13 protein-coding genes are annotated in these 15,206 nt (G+C 53.2%); 3 read left to right on the top strand and 10 right to left on the bottom strand.

The window, feature by feature from the left end:
* Positions 1 to 5: 5 nt before the first annotated feature.
* Positions 6 to 929, bottom strand: a complete 924-nt coding sequence (locus WMW72_RS09770) for a LysR family transcriptional regulator (protein ID WP_341415259.1) — start codon at positions 927 to 929, stop codon at positions 6 to 8.
* Between the two features lie 177 nt (positions 930 to 1,106).
* On the opposite strand from WMW72_RS09770, the gene WMW72_RS09765 reads away from it, so the two are divergent.
* Positions 1,107 to 1,859: an SDR family NAD(P)-dependent oxidoreductase gene (locus tag WMW72_RS09765; RefSeq protein ID WP_341415258.1), complete on the top strand. Its 753-nt coding sequence runs from the start codon at positions 1,107 to 1,109 to the stop codon at positions 1,857 to 1,859.
* A 156-nt stretch (positions 1,860 to 2,015) separates the two neighbouring features.
* On the opposite strand, the gene WMW72_RS09760 is transcribed toward WMW72_RS09765, so the two are convergent.
* Genes WMW72_RS09760 through WMW72_RS09735 form a run of 6 tightly spaced genes read right to left on the bottom strand, consistent with a single transcriptional unit; the run spans position 2,016 to position 8,115 of the window.
* A complete protein-coding gene (locus tag WMW72_RS09760) occupies positions 2,016 to 3,404 on the bottom strand; it encodes an extracellular solute-binding protein (RefSeq protein ID WP_341415257.1) in 1,389 nt (462 codons plus the stop codon).
* A gap of 32 nt (positions 3,405 to 3,436) precedes the next feature.
* On the bottom strand, positions 3,437 to 4,270 hold the full coding sequence (locus tag WMW72_RS09755; protein ID WP_341415256.1) for a carbohydrate ABC transporter permease: 834 nt from the start codon (positions 4,268 to 4,270) through the stop codon (positions 3,437 to 3,439).
* Positions 4,267 to 5,232, bottom strand: a complete 966-nt coding sequence (locus WMW72_RS09750; RefSeq protein WP_341415255.1) for a carbohydrate ABC transporter permease — start codon at positions 5,230 to 5,232, stop codon at positions 4,267 to 4,269. Before WMW72_RS09750 ends, WMW72_RS09755 begins: the two co-directional genes overlap by 4 nt.
* 9 nt (positions 5,233 to 5,241) lie before the next feature.
* A complete protein-coding gene (locus WMW72_RS09745; protein WP_341415254.1) occupies positions 5,242 to 6,747 on the bottom strand; it encodes a bifunctional metallophosphatase/5'-nucleotidase in 1,506 nt (501 codons plus the stop codon).
* 14 nt (positions 6,748 to 6,761) lie between these two features.
* Complete coding sequence (gene thpR, locus WMW72_RS09740; protein ID WP_341415253.1) at positions 6,762 to 7,310, bottom strand: RNA 2',3'-cyclic phosphodiesterase; 549 nt, start codon at positions 7,308 to 7,310, stop codon at positions 6,762 to 6,764.
* A 22-nt stretch (positions 7,311 to 7,332) separates the two neighbouring features.
* Positions 7,333 to 8,115, bottom strand: coding sequence for an HAD family hydrolase (locus WMW72_RS09735; protein ID WP_341415252.1), 783 nt, complete (start codon positions 8,113 to 8,115; stop codon positions 7,333 to 7,335).
* A gap of 894 nt (positions 8,116 to 9,009) precedes the next feature.
* Here WMW72_RS09735 and WMW72_RS09730 point away from each other — a divergent pair.
* On the top strand, positions 9,010 to 10,359 hold the full coding sequence (locus WMW72_RS09730; RefSeq protein WP_341415251.1) for a lytic polysaccharide monooxygenase: 1,350 nt from the start codon (positions 9,010 to 9,012) through the stop codon (positions 10,357 to 10,359).
* Positions 10,360 to 10,488: 129 nt separating this feature from the next.
* Here the strand turns inward: WMW72_RS09730 and WMW72_RS09725 are convergent, their stop codons facing one another.
* The 3 genes from WMW72_RS09725 to WMW72_RS09715 form a co-directional block, all read right to left on the bottom strand.
* Positions 10,489 to 11,016, bottom strand: coding sequence for a type 1 glutamine amidotransferase domain-containing protein (locus WMW72_RS09725; RefSeq protein WP_341415250.1), 528 nt, complete (start codon positions 11,014 to 11,016; stop codon positions 10,489 to 10,491).
* Positions 11,017 to 11,100: 84 nt separating this feature from the next.
* The gene (locus WMW72_RS09720; RefSeq protein WP_341415249.1) at positions 11,101 to 13,026 is read right to left on the bottom strand and encodes a GAF domain-containing protein; all 1,926 of its coding nucleotides are present in this window, start codon (positions 13,024 to 13,026) and stop codon (positions 11,101 to 11,103) included.
* A 32-nt stretch (positions 13,027 to 13,058) separates the two neighbouring features.
* Positions 13,059 to 14,633: a DUF342 domain-containing protein gene (locus WMW72_RS09715; RefSeq protein ID WP_341415248.1), complete on the bottom strand. Its 1,575-nt coding sequence runs from the start codon at positions 14,631 to 14,633 to the stop codon at positions 13,059 to 13,061.
* 331 nt (positions 14,634 to 14,964) lie between these two features.
* On the opposite strand from WMW72_RS09715, the gene WMW72_RS09710 reads away from it, so the two are divergent.
* Complete coding sequence (locus WMW72_RS09710) at positions 14,965 to 15,180, top strand: hypothetical protein (protein ID WP_341415247.1); 216 nt, start codon at positions 14,965 to 14,967, stop codon at positions 15,178 to 15,180.
* The last annotated feature ends 26 nt before the right edge of the window (positions 15,181 to 15,206 follow it).

Raw genomic sequence — 15,206 nt, 5'->3', positions numbered from 1 at the left:
GACCGTCAGGGCGATTTTCCCTGACGGTTATTTTGATCTGCAGACCCCGTGCTCTTCACGATCTTCACAAACTCTTCGACCTGTGTCGTTTCATTGCTGCGGAGCCAACAGACCGCGAGATTCATAGCAAACTTCGGCTTGACTAATGGAATGTAAGTGATGTCCTGTTCAAAGAGCTTGTTCATGCAGCCAAGAACGAAGGCGATGCCGATCCCGGCCGCCGCAAGCCCGATGACAGCCTGGTCATTGGCTGCCTCCTGCACGATCGTCGGGCTAAATCCCGCCTGACGGCAGGATAGCACGAAAAGATCGTAGAGAAACGGAGAGTCGGTTCTACTGATGATCACGAAGGGCTCTTCCGCCAGGTCGGACAAGTGAAGCTCCGTATGCATGGACAAACGATGCTGTTTAGGCAGGGCGATGACAATGGATTCCGTGGAGAACGTATGCCAGTTCGTGCTTCTCTCGCTATGCTTGTCATCCATGTTAAGGGTGAAGCCCAAATCGATTTCCCCTTGGTTCAATTTCTGCTCGATCTGCTGGGAGGAGCATTCCTGCAGTACGATTTCTACATCGGGAAATCGTTGGCGGTATTGGCGGATGACGCTCGGCAGGATGCTATACAACAGAATGCCGAAATAACCGATGGTCAACCTGCCTCGATGACCATCCTTGGCTCGTACCGCTTCCTGCACGCCTCGCTGCAAATGTTTGAAGGCTAACTGTACCTCCTCCAGCAGAGCAAGACCGGCCTGCGTCAATTCAACTTTGCGAGTGGTCCGCTTGAACAAATGAACCCCAAGCTCCGCTTCCAATTGCCCGATCTGATGGCTGATGGTTTGTTGGGAGACATGAAGATTCTCGGCGGCACGGCCGAAATGAAGCTGTTTGGCTACCTCGACGAAATAGGTTAGCTGCTGAAGTTCCATGCTGCGCTCTCCTCGGCTGTAGGATATCGGATTCCTGGCTTATCCCTATTTATTATACAAGTATTAGTTGTTAATTCACAATTGAATGCTTCTTTTTCGGGTTAATGGGATCGAATATACTGAACTTGCCATGGAAGCGAAGCCATGCAGCTATTCACTACGTATGAGGTGATGAGGATGAGAAAACTAGAAAATAAGGTAGCGATCATTACAGGTGGAGCGTCAGGTGTCGGAAATGGAATTGCCAAGGCTTTTGTCAAAGAAGGCGCGAAAGTTGTCATCGTGGATTACAATGAAGCGACAGGCCGTCAAGCCCTTGAAGAATTGCAGAGCATCCAGCCCAAATCCCTATTCATTCATGCGGATTTGGCAGATTTCAGTAAACATGCGGCTATAATCAGACAAACGGCAGATACGTTCGGTCAGGTCGATATCCTTGTCAATAACGCTCAGGCCTCGAGAGTCAAACCTTTTCACGAAACCACGCAGGCAGACTTGGAATTGCCATTTAACACGGGCTTTTTTCCAACATTCTACCTTATGCAGCATGCTTTGCCCTATCTCAAAGAAACCAAAGGGCATGTGATTAACTTTGCATCCGGGGCAGGCATTAACGGGGACTTAAATCAGGCAGCTTATGCAGCTGCGAAGGAAGCTGTCCGAGGTCTGTCGCGTGTGGTGGCCAATGAATGGGGTCCTTATGGAATCAAGGTCAATGTGATTTGTCCGTTTGCCAATTCGCCGGGCGTTCAGCAGTGGGCCGAACATATGCCGGATCATTTCCAAGAAACCTTGTCTAAAATCCCAATGCGCCGGGTAGGCGATGTCGAAATGGATATAGGTAGGGCGGTTGTATTCTTCGCCAGCCAGGATTCCGATTATATTACGGGGCAAACGCTGATGGTCGATGGGGGAGGCTGCCGATTGTAGCAAGGGAACGCCCCCTCTGAGCACCGTGCAGACCAAGCGATTAGGCTGGCGAGCCCAGCCAACGAAAACAACGGCAGTCATGGATTAATGTCCTAGACTGCCGCTTGATGTTGAACGATTGTTTCCTCATACGTTCATTACTGCTCGAACCACAGACTATTTCACCTTGGTGACGGCCGTTTTCAGCTGCTGATTGATATCTCCGCCGCCGATCATGTCCGCTTCCCACATCTCACCTACCGCTTGCGCCAGCTTGTTCGACAGTGGAATAACCTTGTTAAAGCTCAGCTTACCGGTCGCCAGTACAGCATGGACCCCGATGGCCCGATAATAAGCAGGATCGCTGCTCGGCTTAGACGCCAGAAATTGTTTGTACGCCGGCTCGTCCAGCATGGCCTGGCTGATGGGCAGATTGCCCGTCGAGATGAGCCAATCGGTATTTTGCTTCGCATCGGTCAGGAAAGCAATCAGCAGCCAGGCGGCGACCCGTTGTTCTTCCGTGGCATTGGAGAAGATGACATAATCCTCTCCCTTGGAGAAGCTCACGGGTTGGGTAGGGTCCTTCTGCGGCACGGGCGCAACGCCCACCTCAAAGCCCTGCTGCCCGGCAGCCGGCTTGGGCACCGCAAACTGGACGCCTGCGGAGGCTCCGATAAACATATACGTTTCCTTCTTCATAAATGCGTTGCTGCTATACTTCTTGCCCCCTGTAGCCGGCAGCAAGGCTGGCATCGTAAAATACCCCTTGTCCATATTTTGCTTGTAAAAGGCTAATGCCGATCGGCTTGCGTCGTTATCGATATCGATCGTTCCGTCCGCCTTGATGTAAGGGCTGCCCCATTGCTGGGAGAGCAGCTTGAAGGGCGCGTCGCCATAAGCATTGTCAAAGCTGAAGCCGGGCTGGCCCGTCTCCTCCTTGATGCTCTTAGCGTAGTTTACGACTTCATCCCATGTTTTTGGAGCCTGCCAGCCTTTACTGTCGAAGTACGTTTTGTTGTAAATGAGTACATCCGACGACTTCTTGTTGGTTGGGAACCCATACATCGTTCCACTCGGTCCATAGCTCTTCACTTCATCCATGTAAGATGAAAACGGATTGTTGCTGCTGTTTGCGAGTCCGATGTCCTTATGCTGATAATACGGCATCAGGTCCACGATGGCCTGGCTGCTGATATACTCGGGAAAGGTAGTGGCGTCAATATTGGACAAAGTGGGCGTCGACTTGGACACGATATTTTGGGTCAGCTTGGTTGTCAGTTCACCGACTGCCCCCTGGTTGGAGAAATCCACCTTGATGTTCGGATATTGGGCCTGGAAAGCGTCAACCATCTTCTGAAGCGCGGGCAGATTCGCTGCACCGGTTCCCGTCCAGAATGAAATCTCCACTTTCTTCTTATCATTCAGTACGCTTTGAACGGCCGCCTCCAGCGCTTTGGGAGTTACCGAGGCGGTTGCACCGCTGCTCTCGGATGTTTGATTGCCACTGCAAGCTGCGAGCAAGAACAAGGAAAGGGCAACGGGGACGGACACTACTGTTTTTCTCATGATGGATCTCTCCCTTATCAACATTTTGTGAATCATCCTTTGATGCCGCCATGGATCATCCCTGTAAAAATCTGTTTGCGCAGCAGCAGGAACATGATCACCAAGGGCAGCGTTACCATGGTTGCAGCAGACATCTGCAATTCGTACGCGACGGTCCCGACGCTGCTGGTATAGGCATTCTGTAGACCGTTGGAGACCAGCCTCAGGCTATCCTTGGTTGTGACCAGATTAGGCCACGCGTAGGACTGCCAGATGAGAATCATGGAAAAGATCAGCGTCGACGTCACGGCAGAACGGGACAGCGGCAACATGACTCTACTCAAAAAGCCGAAATTACTTAATCCATCCACCTTGGCCGCCTGATACAGCTCATCCGGAACCTGCAAGAAGTTTTGCCGCAGCAAATAAATATTGAACGGATTGACCCAATACGGCACGATAAGCGCCTGCCACGTATTCATCCAGCCCCAATGCGCGATCGTCTGAAAGTTGGTGATGATCAGCATCTCCTGCGGAATCATCATGGTTGCAAGCACAATGAAAAACAGCGCATTTTTCCCTCGGAAGCGGAGCCGGGCAAAGGCGAAAGCCGCTAAGATGGAAATGACCGCATTGACGGCCACCACCGCGACTCCGACCAGCAGGTTGTTCAGCAAATAAGTGAGCAGAGGCGCTTGAACAACGGCATCCATGTAGTTATGAAAGCGCCATTCCGACGGAATCAGCGTAGGAGGAACCTGCTCGACCTCAGCCGACGATTTCAGAGAAGTGATGATCATCCAATAGAAGGGTACCAGCACCAGCAAGGACGAAGCGGTTAGGACCAGATTGATTAGAGCCTGACGGAGTCTCGATGTCGTCCTCACTGATAGAACACCCTTTTCTTCGTCCATTTTAATTGCAAATATACGACGACCATGACCATGAGCACGAGGATGACCGCTGCCGCGCTCGCGCTGCTTACCGCCCCTGGCCTCAAGTAATTGCCGAGCGCGTCCATGATATAACCGACCAGCGTGATCATCATCTTGGAGTTGTCTCCCGGAGGTCCGTACGAGGAGCCAAACAAAGCGATGACGCTCGCGTACGCCCGGAAAGCGAAAATGACGGAAGTGACGAATACGAAGATCGTCGTAGGTGACAACAGAGGCAGCGTGATTTTGCGAACAATGGTCCACTTGGATGCACCGTCCAGATTTGCAGCCTCGTAATAGGAACGGTCAATGTTCTGCAGCCCAACCAGAAAGAGAAGGATATGCAGAGACAGCCCATCCCATAGGCTATAGGTAAAGAGAACGAACAGGCACCGCATGTAGGCTTCATTGTATAATTGCGGCGAGCCGAGAATGCCTTCACCGCTGATCCAGGAGACGGGATCCATCCCGAACCACCCGAGAACGACGTTCATCAATCCGTAATGGGTGTTGAAAATATAGGCGAAAACCATCCCCGCGGCGATCACGTTCGTAACCTGGGGAAGATAGAAGATCGTCAGGTACAAGCCTTTCAGCCGCTTGATCGAATGGAGGCCAAGCGCCAGTAACAGAGAAACGAGCATCGAGCAGGGAACGCACACGAAGGCGATAAACAGCGTGTTGACTAGCGCTCTGCCGAAGATCGGATCTTGGATAACGTCCCCATAATTCGTGAGGCTCCATCCCGCGTAGTCACCCGTCAGAAACCGGTAGTCGAGCTTGAACGAAGTGACGAGCGTATTGACGACGGGATAAACGGTGAAGACTCCCAATAACAGAAACACCGGAAGAAGGTAGAGATACGCCGAATGGTCATATCGCACTTTCGCTGGATTCCACTTGCGTTTCATCATGGTGCAGGGTTATCTCCTTTTATTTTTGACTTGGATCGTTCCCGGAAGCTCGTTGGCAAGTCCTCCGCATAGCTTAATGGTCTGAATCACGCTGTCGCGCAGAAACTGGCCGGTATGCTTTCGGTCGATTCCTGCTGAGAAATCATATCCCAGCTTGCTGGAAGCGAGAAATTCATCGACAGCTATTTCGTAGTATTGATCGGGCTCTAGGGGCTCTCCGTTATCCAGCACGATTGATTCGATCCGGCTTCCGTACGGCTTGCCGTAGTCGGCCGTAACTTGCAGCCCGTGAGCCGCAATGGGCGAGGCCCTTTCGACGCTTAAGGTACTGATCCCGTTTTCCACGTTGCGGATCAGGTCCGCTCCCTTCAGCTTCATCGTGATAATCTCGTCGTTGAAGTAGAATAGCTTGCGGAGCTGGTATACCGTCAATGCTCCCGGCAGGAGACCCGGACCCAGACGGCCCGAATACATGAGGGTAATCCGACAGCTTGTCGCTTCGCACATCACATGGGTCGAGAGTTTCGTCAGCGGCGTGCCCTCCAGATCAACCTCGGCCGTAATCGGAGATTTATGAATGATCTCTTCCTCTATCCGCCCGATCACGGCGTCAAGCGTGTGCATCGTTCGCTGCTTGTAATCGTCCAGCTTGCCCTGCATGCTGGGGTCCGGAGGAACTTGGGAGACGATGCTGCTGGCATCAACAAAGCCAGGCGTTACCTTCAGCATCCGATTGTCCGACGTGAGTTCGATCGTCAGCGTGGCGAATCCCCGGCCATGGCTTCCCCCTTGAACGACGGGCACCTGATGGAGCTCCGCGCTAATAAACTGGTGCCAATGCGCGGTGAATACGCCTGCCAGCTCCGGGACCTGTCGGCACAGCTCCATCGCTTCTTCCCCGACAAGGGCAGTACGGTCGGCTGAATATTTCAGGCCGAAGTGCGTCAGAGCCACGATCACATCCGGTTTACCGCGCGGATCTGCGCCACTGTTCAGGTAATCGACCCATGTCCTCGCTGCAACGGCGCCATCCGTAATTTCCAGGAAACGATCATCCGGCGAGAGGCCGGGATGACCGCTCAGATCCTCCATCGTGGACAAGCCGATAAACGCAATGTTCGCCCCGGCTGCCGCCAGGATGACGTAAGGCTGAAAGCCGTCGGCTATACGGCCGCTTCGCCGATCGCGTACATTCGCCGCTACAAAGGTAAACTCCCCCTTCTGCGACCAATCCCTCATTGTATCTAGCCCGTAATCGAACTCATGGTTTCCTACCGCGGAAACCTTCGCTCCCAGCTGCTTCATCAATTCTGTAACTGGCTCGCCCGACAGTTCTTCCGACACGGGATCCCCTCTATAATTATCTCCGCCGAACACGACGATCGTATCGGGTGTCCCCGATCTCCATTCCTCTACCAGCGTGCAAAGCTTAGCGCTGCCCAGCGCATAGCCGGTCTCGAAGAGCTCCGCGTGGAAGTCATTAATCCCGATAATCAAGATGGTTTTGGTGCTCAAGGCGCTATCTCTCCTCACGTCAGTTTGAATGCTCTTACTTTACGAAAGCGAGGACCATCCGGAGAATGATCAACCGCATATAGATGAAAGCTCGATACTTCAAAAGGCAACGGCGCGACAGGGCAGGTAGAGAATTCGTCCGAGATGCCGGGACGGCCATAGTATGCCAGTGAGATGTGAGGATTGAACGGATAGAGCTCGATCCGGTCGCCTGCATCCGTCAGCATGCGGTCAATCTTATCCTTCAAGGCTAGCAAACAAGGCTCCTCTCTGACATTCACCCACACCACGTTCCAGTCGGCATTCTCGAATATTCCCAGCTCCTGGAGGGTTAACCGGAACCTCTCGCCACGGATCCGCTCCAAGCGTTGGACGATCGATTCATCATCCGACGCTTCTCCGATGTAGCGCAGGGTCAGATGATAATTGTCGGCCGGTTCGTAATGGGCCGACGGGTCGAGCAGACGCAGCATTCGTTGAACGCGTTCTAGCTCATGAATGACTTCAGGCGGAAAATCTAATCCGACAAACAGCTCCATCGTGCAACATTCCAATCGATTCATTTTATTGAAAGTAAGAAGAAAATCAGATGATGCCGTAAAACTCCAGCGCCTGCCGGATCCCATCCTCGTCCGCTCTTCCGGTTACATGCTCGGCCACCTGCTTCAGCTCGTCCAAAGCGTTGCCCATCGCGATGCCATGACCCACGGATACTAGCATGTCCTGATCGTTAAAGCCGTCCCCGAACGCAAACGAATGTTCTTTCGGAATGTCGAGTTCCCCTAGAAACCAGCGGACAGCCTGGGATTTTCCCGCTTCCTTGGAGATCAGATTGACCATGTATTCGTGAGACCAGTTCGTCCAATAATCGTCCAGATGCTCCTTGACGTGTTCCGCTTCCTCCTTGGTGATATACAGATGAGCCTGATACAACGGATAGCTGCTCTCAAATCGCTCCATCACCGGCGGCGGCGTGCAAAGGAAATCGTTCCAGACAACGGAGACCCGCTCGTTGACGTGATCCACCATCTCACCATGGGCCGAGTATCCGCCGTAGGCGAAGCCATGGGCCCGCATTTTCTCCAAGATGAAGTGAATAGAAGGAAGCGTGATGAAACGCTCGAACACTTTTTGACCCTTGCGAAAAATAAGCTGACCGTTGAGGAAGACCATCATATCGCACGGAACTGCCACTTGCTGTTGAATAAACGACATCGAATCCGGCCCTCTGCCCGTCGAGATCACCAGGGTGTGGCCATGAGCACGCAGCTTATTCAAGGCGTATTGTGTGCTCTTGGGTACACTTTTGGTTGTGTGGCTGTAGAGAGTATCATCGAAATCGAAGAAGAAGATCTGCTTGCTCTGCAAATGGATAGCTCCTTTCATTAATGAAATTTAATTAATAATACTTATATACCTTTTTTTAACAATATAGATAAGGCCATGCCGGCATGTTTTGTATCCTGCCCGCTTCACATCATGAGGAAGGAGCAGAAACAAATTACACCATCATACAACGCTCGCATGCGAGAATAAACAGAATTTCGTAAATTTTAAGTTAATTTCATGTAAAGATATTTTCCCGGCGTTAAGCATTGCACAGGACCCTAGAGCAGCTTGCTCTGCAAGTGGAAAATCAAGACAAAACCATGTCGACATGTTTTGTTTCCTGCCTCGCTTCCTGAGAAGTGGCGGATACACCATCATATATGGCATCCATGCGAGTTTAAACAGAATTTCGTCAATTTTATGTTAAACCAATGTAAAAAAATCGCCCCTTTGTTAAGATTCACACAAGGATCCATTCAATTGTCCTATAGCTTGCGTAGAGGAGCGGGGATAGGTCCGCGGTCTATCGTTATTCACCGTTGGTCTTATTTAGCTTGACAATTCCCGGTGTTTTTCGATCTTGTTGGAGAAATCCCTACCGTAGGATGTAAGATTTATTTGTCAATTTTTTGAATTTAGTCTTGAGCAATTTTCATAAACCATGTATGATAAAGGAGTTAATTCTAAAATTTAGGAAATATAAATGATTTTTAGAAATCGTTGCGCTTGGAAGCGAAGTTGTCCGGGTATAGACTCCTTGGGAGTTTATATACATGATCCGAAGGCAGGGAAAGGAGGCAGATCGGGCTGTGGAGGACTGCAGCAAGGCAATTTCGTGAATCGGGAAAAGGAGGAGATGCTCGCTTCGTCGTCGTGAAGCCAGTCGTGACCGAGGTCTTTATTTATTTCATTCCATGAGGAGGTAATGATAAGATGAATGTTTTTTTACCCGTACGCATGACACGCGGGAGGCTGCTTGCAGCCGGAGGTATGATACTGCTGATGGTCCTGTGCATGCTGCTCGTTGCAGGTAAGGCCTGGGGGCATGGCTACGTCGACTCCCCAGGGAGCCGGGCGATTCTATGTAAGCAAGGGCAGAATACGGATTGCGGCGCTATCATCTACGAGCCGCAAAGTCTGGAAGCACCCAAGGGCTTCCCGGCAGCAGGACCGGCTGACGGCAAGATTGCAAGCGCAGCAGGGGCTTTCCCTAAGCTCGATGAGCAGTCCGCCAGCCGCTGGAGCAAAGTGAATATTTCGGCGGGGACCAACACCTTCACTTGGAAGCTGACCGCGAACCATTCGACGGCAAGCTGGAAGTATTATATCACGAACCAAAACTGGAACCCGAACGCTCCGCTGAGCCGGGCTTCCTTCGATCTGACGCCGTTCTGCTCCGTCCCGTTTAACGGAGTGAAGCCGCCTACGACCTATTCCGATACATGCCAGGTTCCAGCCAGAACCGGATATCAGGTCATTCTGGCGGTCTGGGAAGTCGCAGATACCGCTAATGCGTTCTATAATGTCATTGATGTAAACTTTGGCGGCGGCAGCGGCCCGGATCAAACGCCTCCTACCGCTCCATCCGGTTTGGCGGCGTCCAATATCACCTCAACAACAGCCACGCTGTCCTGGGGCGCTTCCACCGATAACGTCGGGGTGACGGGCTACCGGATTTTTAACGGCTCGACGCTGTTTGCTACCGTATCCGGCTCGACCTTGACGTACCAGGTAAGTGGTCTGGCAGCGAGCACTTCCTACACATTCCGTGTCTATGCTGTGGATGCCGCTGGCAATACGTCGCCAGCTAGCAATGTGGTAACGTTCACGACATCCGGCTCGACGCCAGACACGACACCACCTACGGCTCCAACTGGGCTGCATGTGATGGGAACGCCGACTTCCTCGTCCGTTTCCCTGATGTGGAGCGCTTCGACGGATAACGTCGGCGTAGCTGGCTACCGCGTATACCGCGGCTCCACGCTCGTCACGACGGTGTCCGGCTCCACGCTGGACTATGTAGTAACGGGTCTGACGGCCAATACGACGTACACGTTCACGGTTCGTGCCTTCGATGCCGCAGGCAACGTATCCGGCGACAGCAATGCGGTCTCGGCAACAACGGCAGCCGCATCCTCCGCACAGCCTTGGGCAGCAGGCACCTCGTATGCGGTAGGAGCGCTTGTCTCCTACAATGGCGACACGTATGAATGCCGCCAGGCCCACACCGCTATTGCAGGCTGGGAGCCTTCCAACGTGCCGGCTCTGTGGCTGAAGAAGTAAAGAATGGAAATAAAGAATGGCAAGAAGGCCAAGGGCAGGAAATTTGCCCTTGGCCTTTTTTTATTTCTCTTCCTCGGACCGGAGTATTCCGTGTGATGCGTTCCTGCCCGTGGACAGGACGCATAGCGATTAGCGCTGTCCGACGGGTGTACCGAGCTTGTTCAGGGTCTCCCGGATGAAGGCGGGCTCATCGGAAGGCATGCGCGATGTAATAAGGTTCCCATCGACTACGACCTCCTGGTCGATGAAGGTCGCTCCGGCGTTGGTCAAGTCATCCTGTAGCGCCGGAAAGCTGGTGACAGTCCTGCCTTGGACGATGCCTGCGCTGATCAAGATCTGCGGTCCGTGACAGATGGCCGAGATCGGCTTGTCCTGCTTGTTCAGGTGCTGTACGAACTGCTGGATCCCGTTGTTCAGCCGGAGCCCCTCTGGAGAGGAACCTCCGGGGATGACGGCCGCGTCGAACTGGTCGGCTTGAACTTCATCGATAGAGGCATCTGTCCGGTAGGTAGCCTGCTTTTGCTTGCCCGTCAGCTCTTCACCCTTCTTCAGCCCGATGATCACGGCTTCATGACCGGCCGCCTTGATCGCTTCATATGGCTTCTGCATCTCCGAATCCTCGAATTGGGCGGCTAGCAGGAACGCGACTTTTTTCATTAGAATCCACTCCTTCGGTTTCTAGAGTATGGGAATACGGGTTAACCATACTTTACCTTACCCCAAGGAGGCGGATCGTAATCCCTAACAGTGAGGATAGGGATAGGCCAGGAACTCGTCCAACCTGTGCTTGGCGGGTATCTCAGTCCAAGAGCCGTCGAGTACTGGTGCATAGGTGATGGCGAACAGATGCCCGTCGAAGGCATACAACTCCGGCATTCTGCCGCCTCTTGCGAAGTTGTCTTCGCCAGCCTGCTGGCCCAGCATAGAGAGCTCGTGCTCCACCGGGCTGGTCTGGGCAAAAGGCGACTGGCGATAGGGCTTGTAGAACACGTAATAATCCAGTTGATACGAGCTCCATTCCACTATTCGCTGCTCCAACGCCTCCAGGAGCGCAGCCTGATCATCTCGCTTGAGCCGCTTTTGTGCGGCTTGCACGGTCAGCATCTGATGCAGGATAGGCGAGATGTTTTTGGCTACGGTATCGAGCAGCAGCGTCTCCTCCTCGAGCAGGCTGCCTTCGGTTTCCAGTACGATCAGAAACCCCAACGGGTAAGGGTCTTCCCGGCGGATACGCTCGCTCGAGACGGCCAGCGGAGCGATCACACAGCAGTTGGCGGAGCCGGCATCGAGCCAATCGGTTGTATGCAGGGGCAAGATACGCTCCGCTCCCCGGCTCGTGTAGTCGCACAGGAGCTGCCGGTCGAGTAGGGAGGGATGGAGCTCATCCAGCCGCATGACGAGACGTCCCTTTGCTTCGCCGGGAGCGGAGCTGCCGATGGGCGGGGTATCGGGCCTACAAGAGAGGCCGATCTGCTCCGCTACGAGGTAGGCGTCTCCTTGGCGCAGGCAGATGAGCGCCTGGCGTACGCCAAAGGCAAGGCGCAGTGTCTTGACCGTGAAATAGCAGAGCTCCTCGGGCGTGCCTGACTCATTGACATTGCTGACAAGCCGGTTCAGATTCTGCAGCAGTCTGAGCTTCTTCTCAGCGCTGGTGCGCTGCCGGTTGGCCTCGGCGAATAAGTTGGCGTTGGAGAGTGCGATCAGGCTGGAGTTCGCCAGCGACTCGATCAGCTCGAAGGTGGCGTCGTCATAGCTTCGCTCGTCGTTAACGGGCTTGCTCAGCGTCACGATGCCCATGATCTGTTGCTGGAGGATCAGGATAATATATTCCGCATCCAGCTCCCGCAGCTGCTCCGGGTTGACGAATAGCGCATCCAGTCTGTCGCGGTCGCGCTCCATATGCAAGACGATCGGTCCGGCGTATTCGGCTGTCCTCAGCTCGAGGGCACCGTGATATTGCGTATAGGCCAGTACATTGCGGAAGCCTGTGATCTGAAGCCGGCCGCTCAGCGGATCGACGATGCCGAAGGCCGTCACCTGACTCGAGGTGACCTCGCTGAATACATCGGTGGCTATGGCGTACAGACGGGACAGGGACATCTCGGAGAGCAGCACCTTGGTGCTCTGATTGATGGCGAATAGGTTGAAGTTTTTTTGATCGAGCTTCGTGTTGGAAGCTTGCAGCTGAGCCAGATGGAAGCTATTTTCGAGGGAGTTGTTGATCAGCCGCATCAGCGTATTGGACATGACAAGATCGCTGCTGGAGAAGTTATCCGCAATATTGCCGTTCGAGACGATGAAGCCGTGCAGCTTGTCGCTGATCATCAGGGGCATCAGCCACTTGACCTGGAGGCGGGCGATATCCCCGGGTTCCAGGAAATGCTCGAACCCCCGGGTCATCGTATGCCCCCGGAACAGCGCGAGCTGCTTCATGCTTGCTGTATCGGCAATCGCATAATCGGCCGGGATATGAGGGTAGAGCCGCTTCTGCCTCAGCACGAATTTGTAGCCGTCATGAATAAAGAGCGCGGAGGCGTTCAGCGTCAAAATTTCATTGACGAATTCGAAGGAATACTGGGAAAGCTGCTCCGTATCGAAGCGCTGGGTAAAAAACTCGATTGCGTGCAGGAGTCCTTCAAACCGGTACGACATGCTCGGATGTTCCATGGGCGGGACGCCCTCCTTCTATAAGCTGTTCCTTATTCCTGAACGAATTTATTTTTATCCACGTAGAAAAAGCCCCCCGTACTACTTAGGATCGTCTTCTCGAGTTCCTTGATCTGCAGCATCGTTCTGGGATAGGCCTTCTGGAAGACGGCGACTTCCCCGTCGCCTCTGGCGCTCATATAGGCCATCAGCTTGACCCGCTGCTCCTCCAGCTCCAGCAAGGCGGAAGCGGTAGCCTCGTACTTCTCTTTGTATCCCGCGAATTCTTCCTGCTGGGTGTCGCTTAGCAGATCGAGATAGCCCTCATACATAACGATCTCCCGGCGGCAATGCTCAAGCTCCTGCAGCAGCCGCTTGTATTCGGCCAGCACTTGGTCAAGCTGCCTGATGATATCACTCCGGTCGAAGCCTTCGACCTCGACCCTGGTCGGCCGCTCGAATTCATTGCCGATATAAGCGGTCGTGAGCTGAACCGTCGCATGGACATGCCCGCCGATCAGCTTGCCGCGTTTCTTGTCGAGCACGATATGTCTGGCCTTCAATTGACAGCCGATCGCATACAGCCCGATGTGGATACTCTCGCCGGCCTCGATACTGCAATCCTTGGCATGCTTGATATACACATGGCGCGCTGCCCGGAGAGAAGCACGTTCCTTGCCGAAGCAGCCGCCCTTAATGTAGATGTCGCCGGACTCCGAGAAGATTTGGCCGACAGCCCCAATCCCGCTTTCGCCCAGAATACTGATGTCCTTGGTCGCTTTCACCGAGTAGCCGTCAAGCACGGTGCCCATAATCTGGATAGCGCCATCATAATCCAGATTTCCCGTCTGGGGACCTACGTCCCCCTGGATGAGCAGCAGTTCCTCGACGGTAATTAGCTTCCCTACTTTATAGACCGATCCGATCACCTGCGAGCGGAGCACGAACCGGTCGTCTTCCCACTCTTCGGTAATGAACTGCTTGTCATACTGGAGCGGTTGATCCATGCCCTTGCTGGCAGGTAGAAGGTCTCCCTTCAGATTGCGGCCGTCCTTGCCGTCTGTCGGGGGGATCTTCTCGCCGAGCCATTCTCCGGGCTGCACCTCATCGATGAAGCTCAGCTCGTAGTAGTCGGCACTCCCATCCTGCCGAAGCGTTGGTCTGCGTTCGGACAAGCTATAATAACTCAGCACGGCGTCCCGGCCGGGCTCCGGCTCGATGCCCCGGGCAATCACGATACTGCGCTGGACGGGCGGATCACGCAGCGCATCGAAGAGGATGCCCTCCGTAATCTCATGCTGTTTGAGAGCTTCGGCTACTTCGTCGACAAGGCTCGTACGCCGCAGCTGCAGCTCGCTTTCCGTCATATTCAGCTTGAGCGTGGCTTCCATCCAGTCCCGGCTAACTGTAATTTCCAGCAAGGGCCTCAGCACGCCGATTTGAACGGGAGCTCCTGTTGCCTGCAGCAGGGCGTCCCGCAGCCCGGCAAAGCTCGTCATCTGCAACCGGGGATGCTGTTTGAGCAGTAGGTCAAACTCCTTGATCGGAAAGCCGGGAGCGACGGCAGTTATGTATACATGATCCCCTTTGCCCTGAAGGGAGAAGCTGTCATTGCGAAAGAACTCCATCTGCGTTCCTCCAATTCGTATATCATACTTATATTTTCCATCATAAGAGGGTATTTTGTCACACAAAAAAACCGTAAACACCCAAAATTTTTAAAAGAAAAGGAAATAGGCTAGGTCTGAATAGCCTATTCCGAGCGAAAGTGAGGTAAGTCCGTGGATACAAGAACTGTCGAAATCTCAGTATGCAGGGATGCAACACGGCAGCTTGGTGATACGCAGAAGGGCTGTTAGCGGGATTGACAATCTAATCTTCAAATGGTAAATTTATTGTAAATTGATTATTCCGATTGAAAAACTTGTATTTATTCTAAGCTTTGGGAGGGAACGTTTGATGAACAGTGTGAATGTCTTCTTCAATCATGACGTCGTACAGGTGAATCTGTTTGGAACCGATCAGAAGCTGATACCGTCCCTGCTATCCGCATTGAAAAATAACAAGATCACGTTGTCCTCGATGAAGGAGCCTCCAGTCCGGATCGACCTGTTCAGCGCAGAGGCTGTCCTGTATTCGACGGAAGGCGATAAATACTCGATTCCGATTTTCTAAACTTGCTCTTTGCAGTGCGTACCGGC

The organism is Paenibacillus filicis (assembly GCF_038070315.1).
In the GTDB taxonomy this organism is placed as follows: domain Bacteria; phylum Bacillota; class Bacilli; order Paenibacillales; family NBRC-103111; genus Paenibacillus_G; species Paenibacillus_G filicis.
This window is presented reverse-complemented; position numbering and strand designations above follow the sequence as displayed.

Coding starts and splice junctions, on each gene's coding strand:
- WMW72_RS09770 (WP_341415259.1), bottom strand. CDS start 929: ATGGAACTTCAGCAGCTAACCTATTTCGTCGAGGTAGCCAAACAGCTT.
- WMW72_RS09765 (WP_341415258.1), top strand. CDS start 1,107: ATGAGAAAACTAGAAAATAAGGTAGCGATCATTACAGGTGGAGCGTCA.
- WMW72_RS09760 (WP_341415257.1), bottom strand. CDS start 3,404: ATGAGAAAAACAGTAGTGTCCGTCCCCGTTGCCCTTTCCTTGTTCTTG.
- WMW72_RS09750 (WP_341415255.1), bottom strand. CDS start 5,232: ATGATGAAACGCAAGTGGAATCCAGCGAAAGTGCGATATGACCATTCG.
- thpR (WP_341415253.1), bottom strand. CDS start 7,310: ATGAATCGATTGGAATGTTGCACGATGGAGCTGTTTGTCGGATTAGAT.
- WMW72_RS09730 (WP_341415251.1), top strand. CDS start 9,010: ATGAATGTTTTTTTACCCGTACGCATGACACGCGGGAGGCTGCTTGCA.
- WMW72_RS09725 (WP_341415250.1), bottom strand. CDS start 11,016: ATGAAAAAAGTCGCGTTCCTGCTAGCCGCCCAATTCGAGGATTCGGAG.
- WMW72_RS09720 (WP_341415249.1), bottom strand. CDS start 13,026: ATGGAACATCCGAGCATGTCGTACCGGTTTGAAGGACTCCTGCACGCA.
- WMW72_RS09715 (WP_341415248.1), bottom strand. CDS start 14,633: ATGGAGTTCTTTCGCAATGACAGCTTCTCCCTTCAGGGCAAAGGGGAT.
- WMW72_RS09710 (WP_341415247.1), top strand. CDS start 14,965: ATGAACAGTGTGAATGTCTTCTTCAATCATGACGTCGTACAGGTGAAT.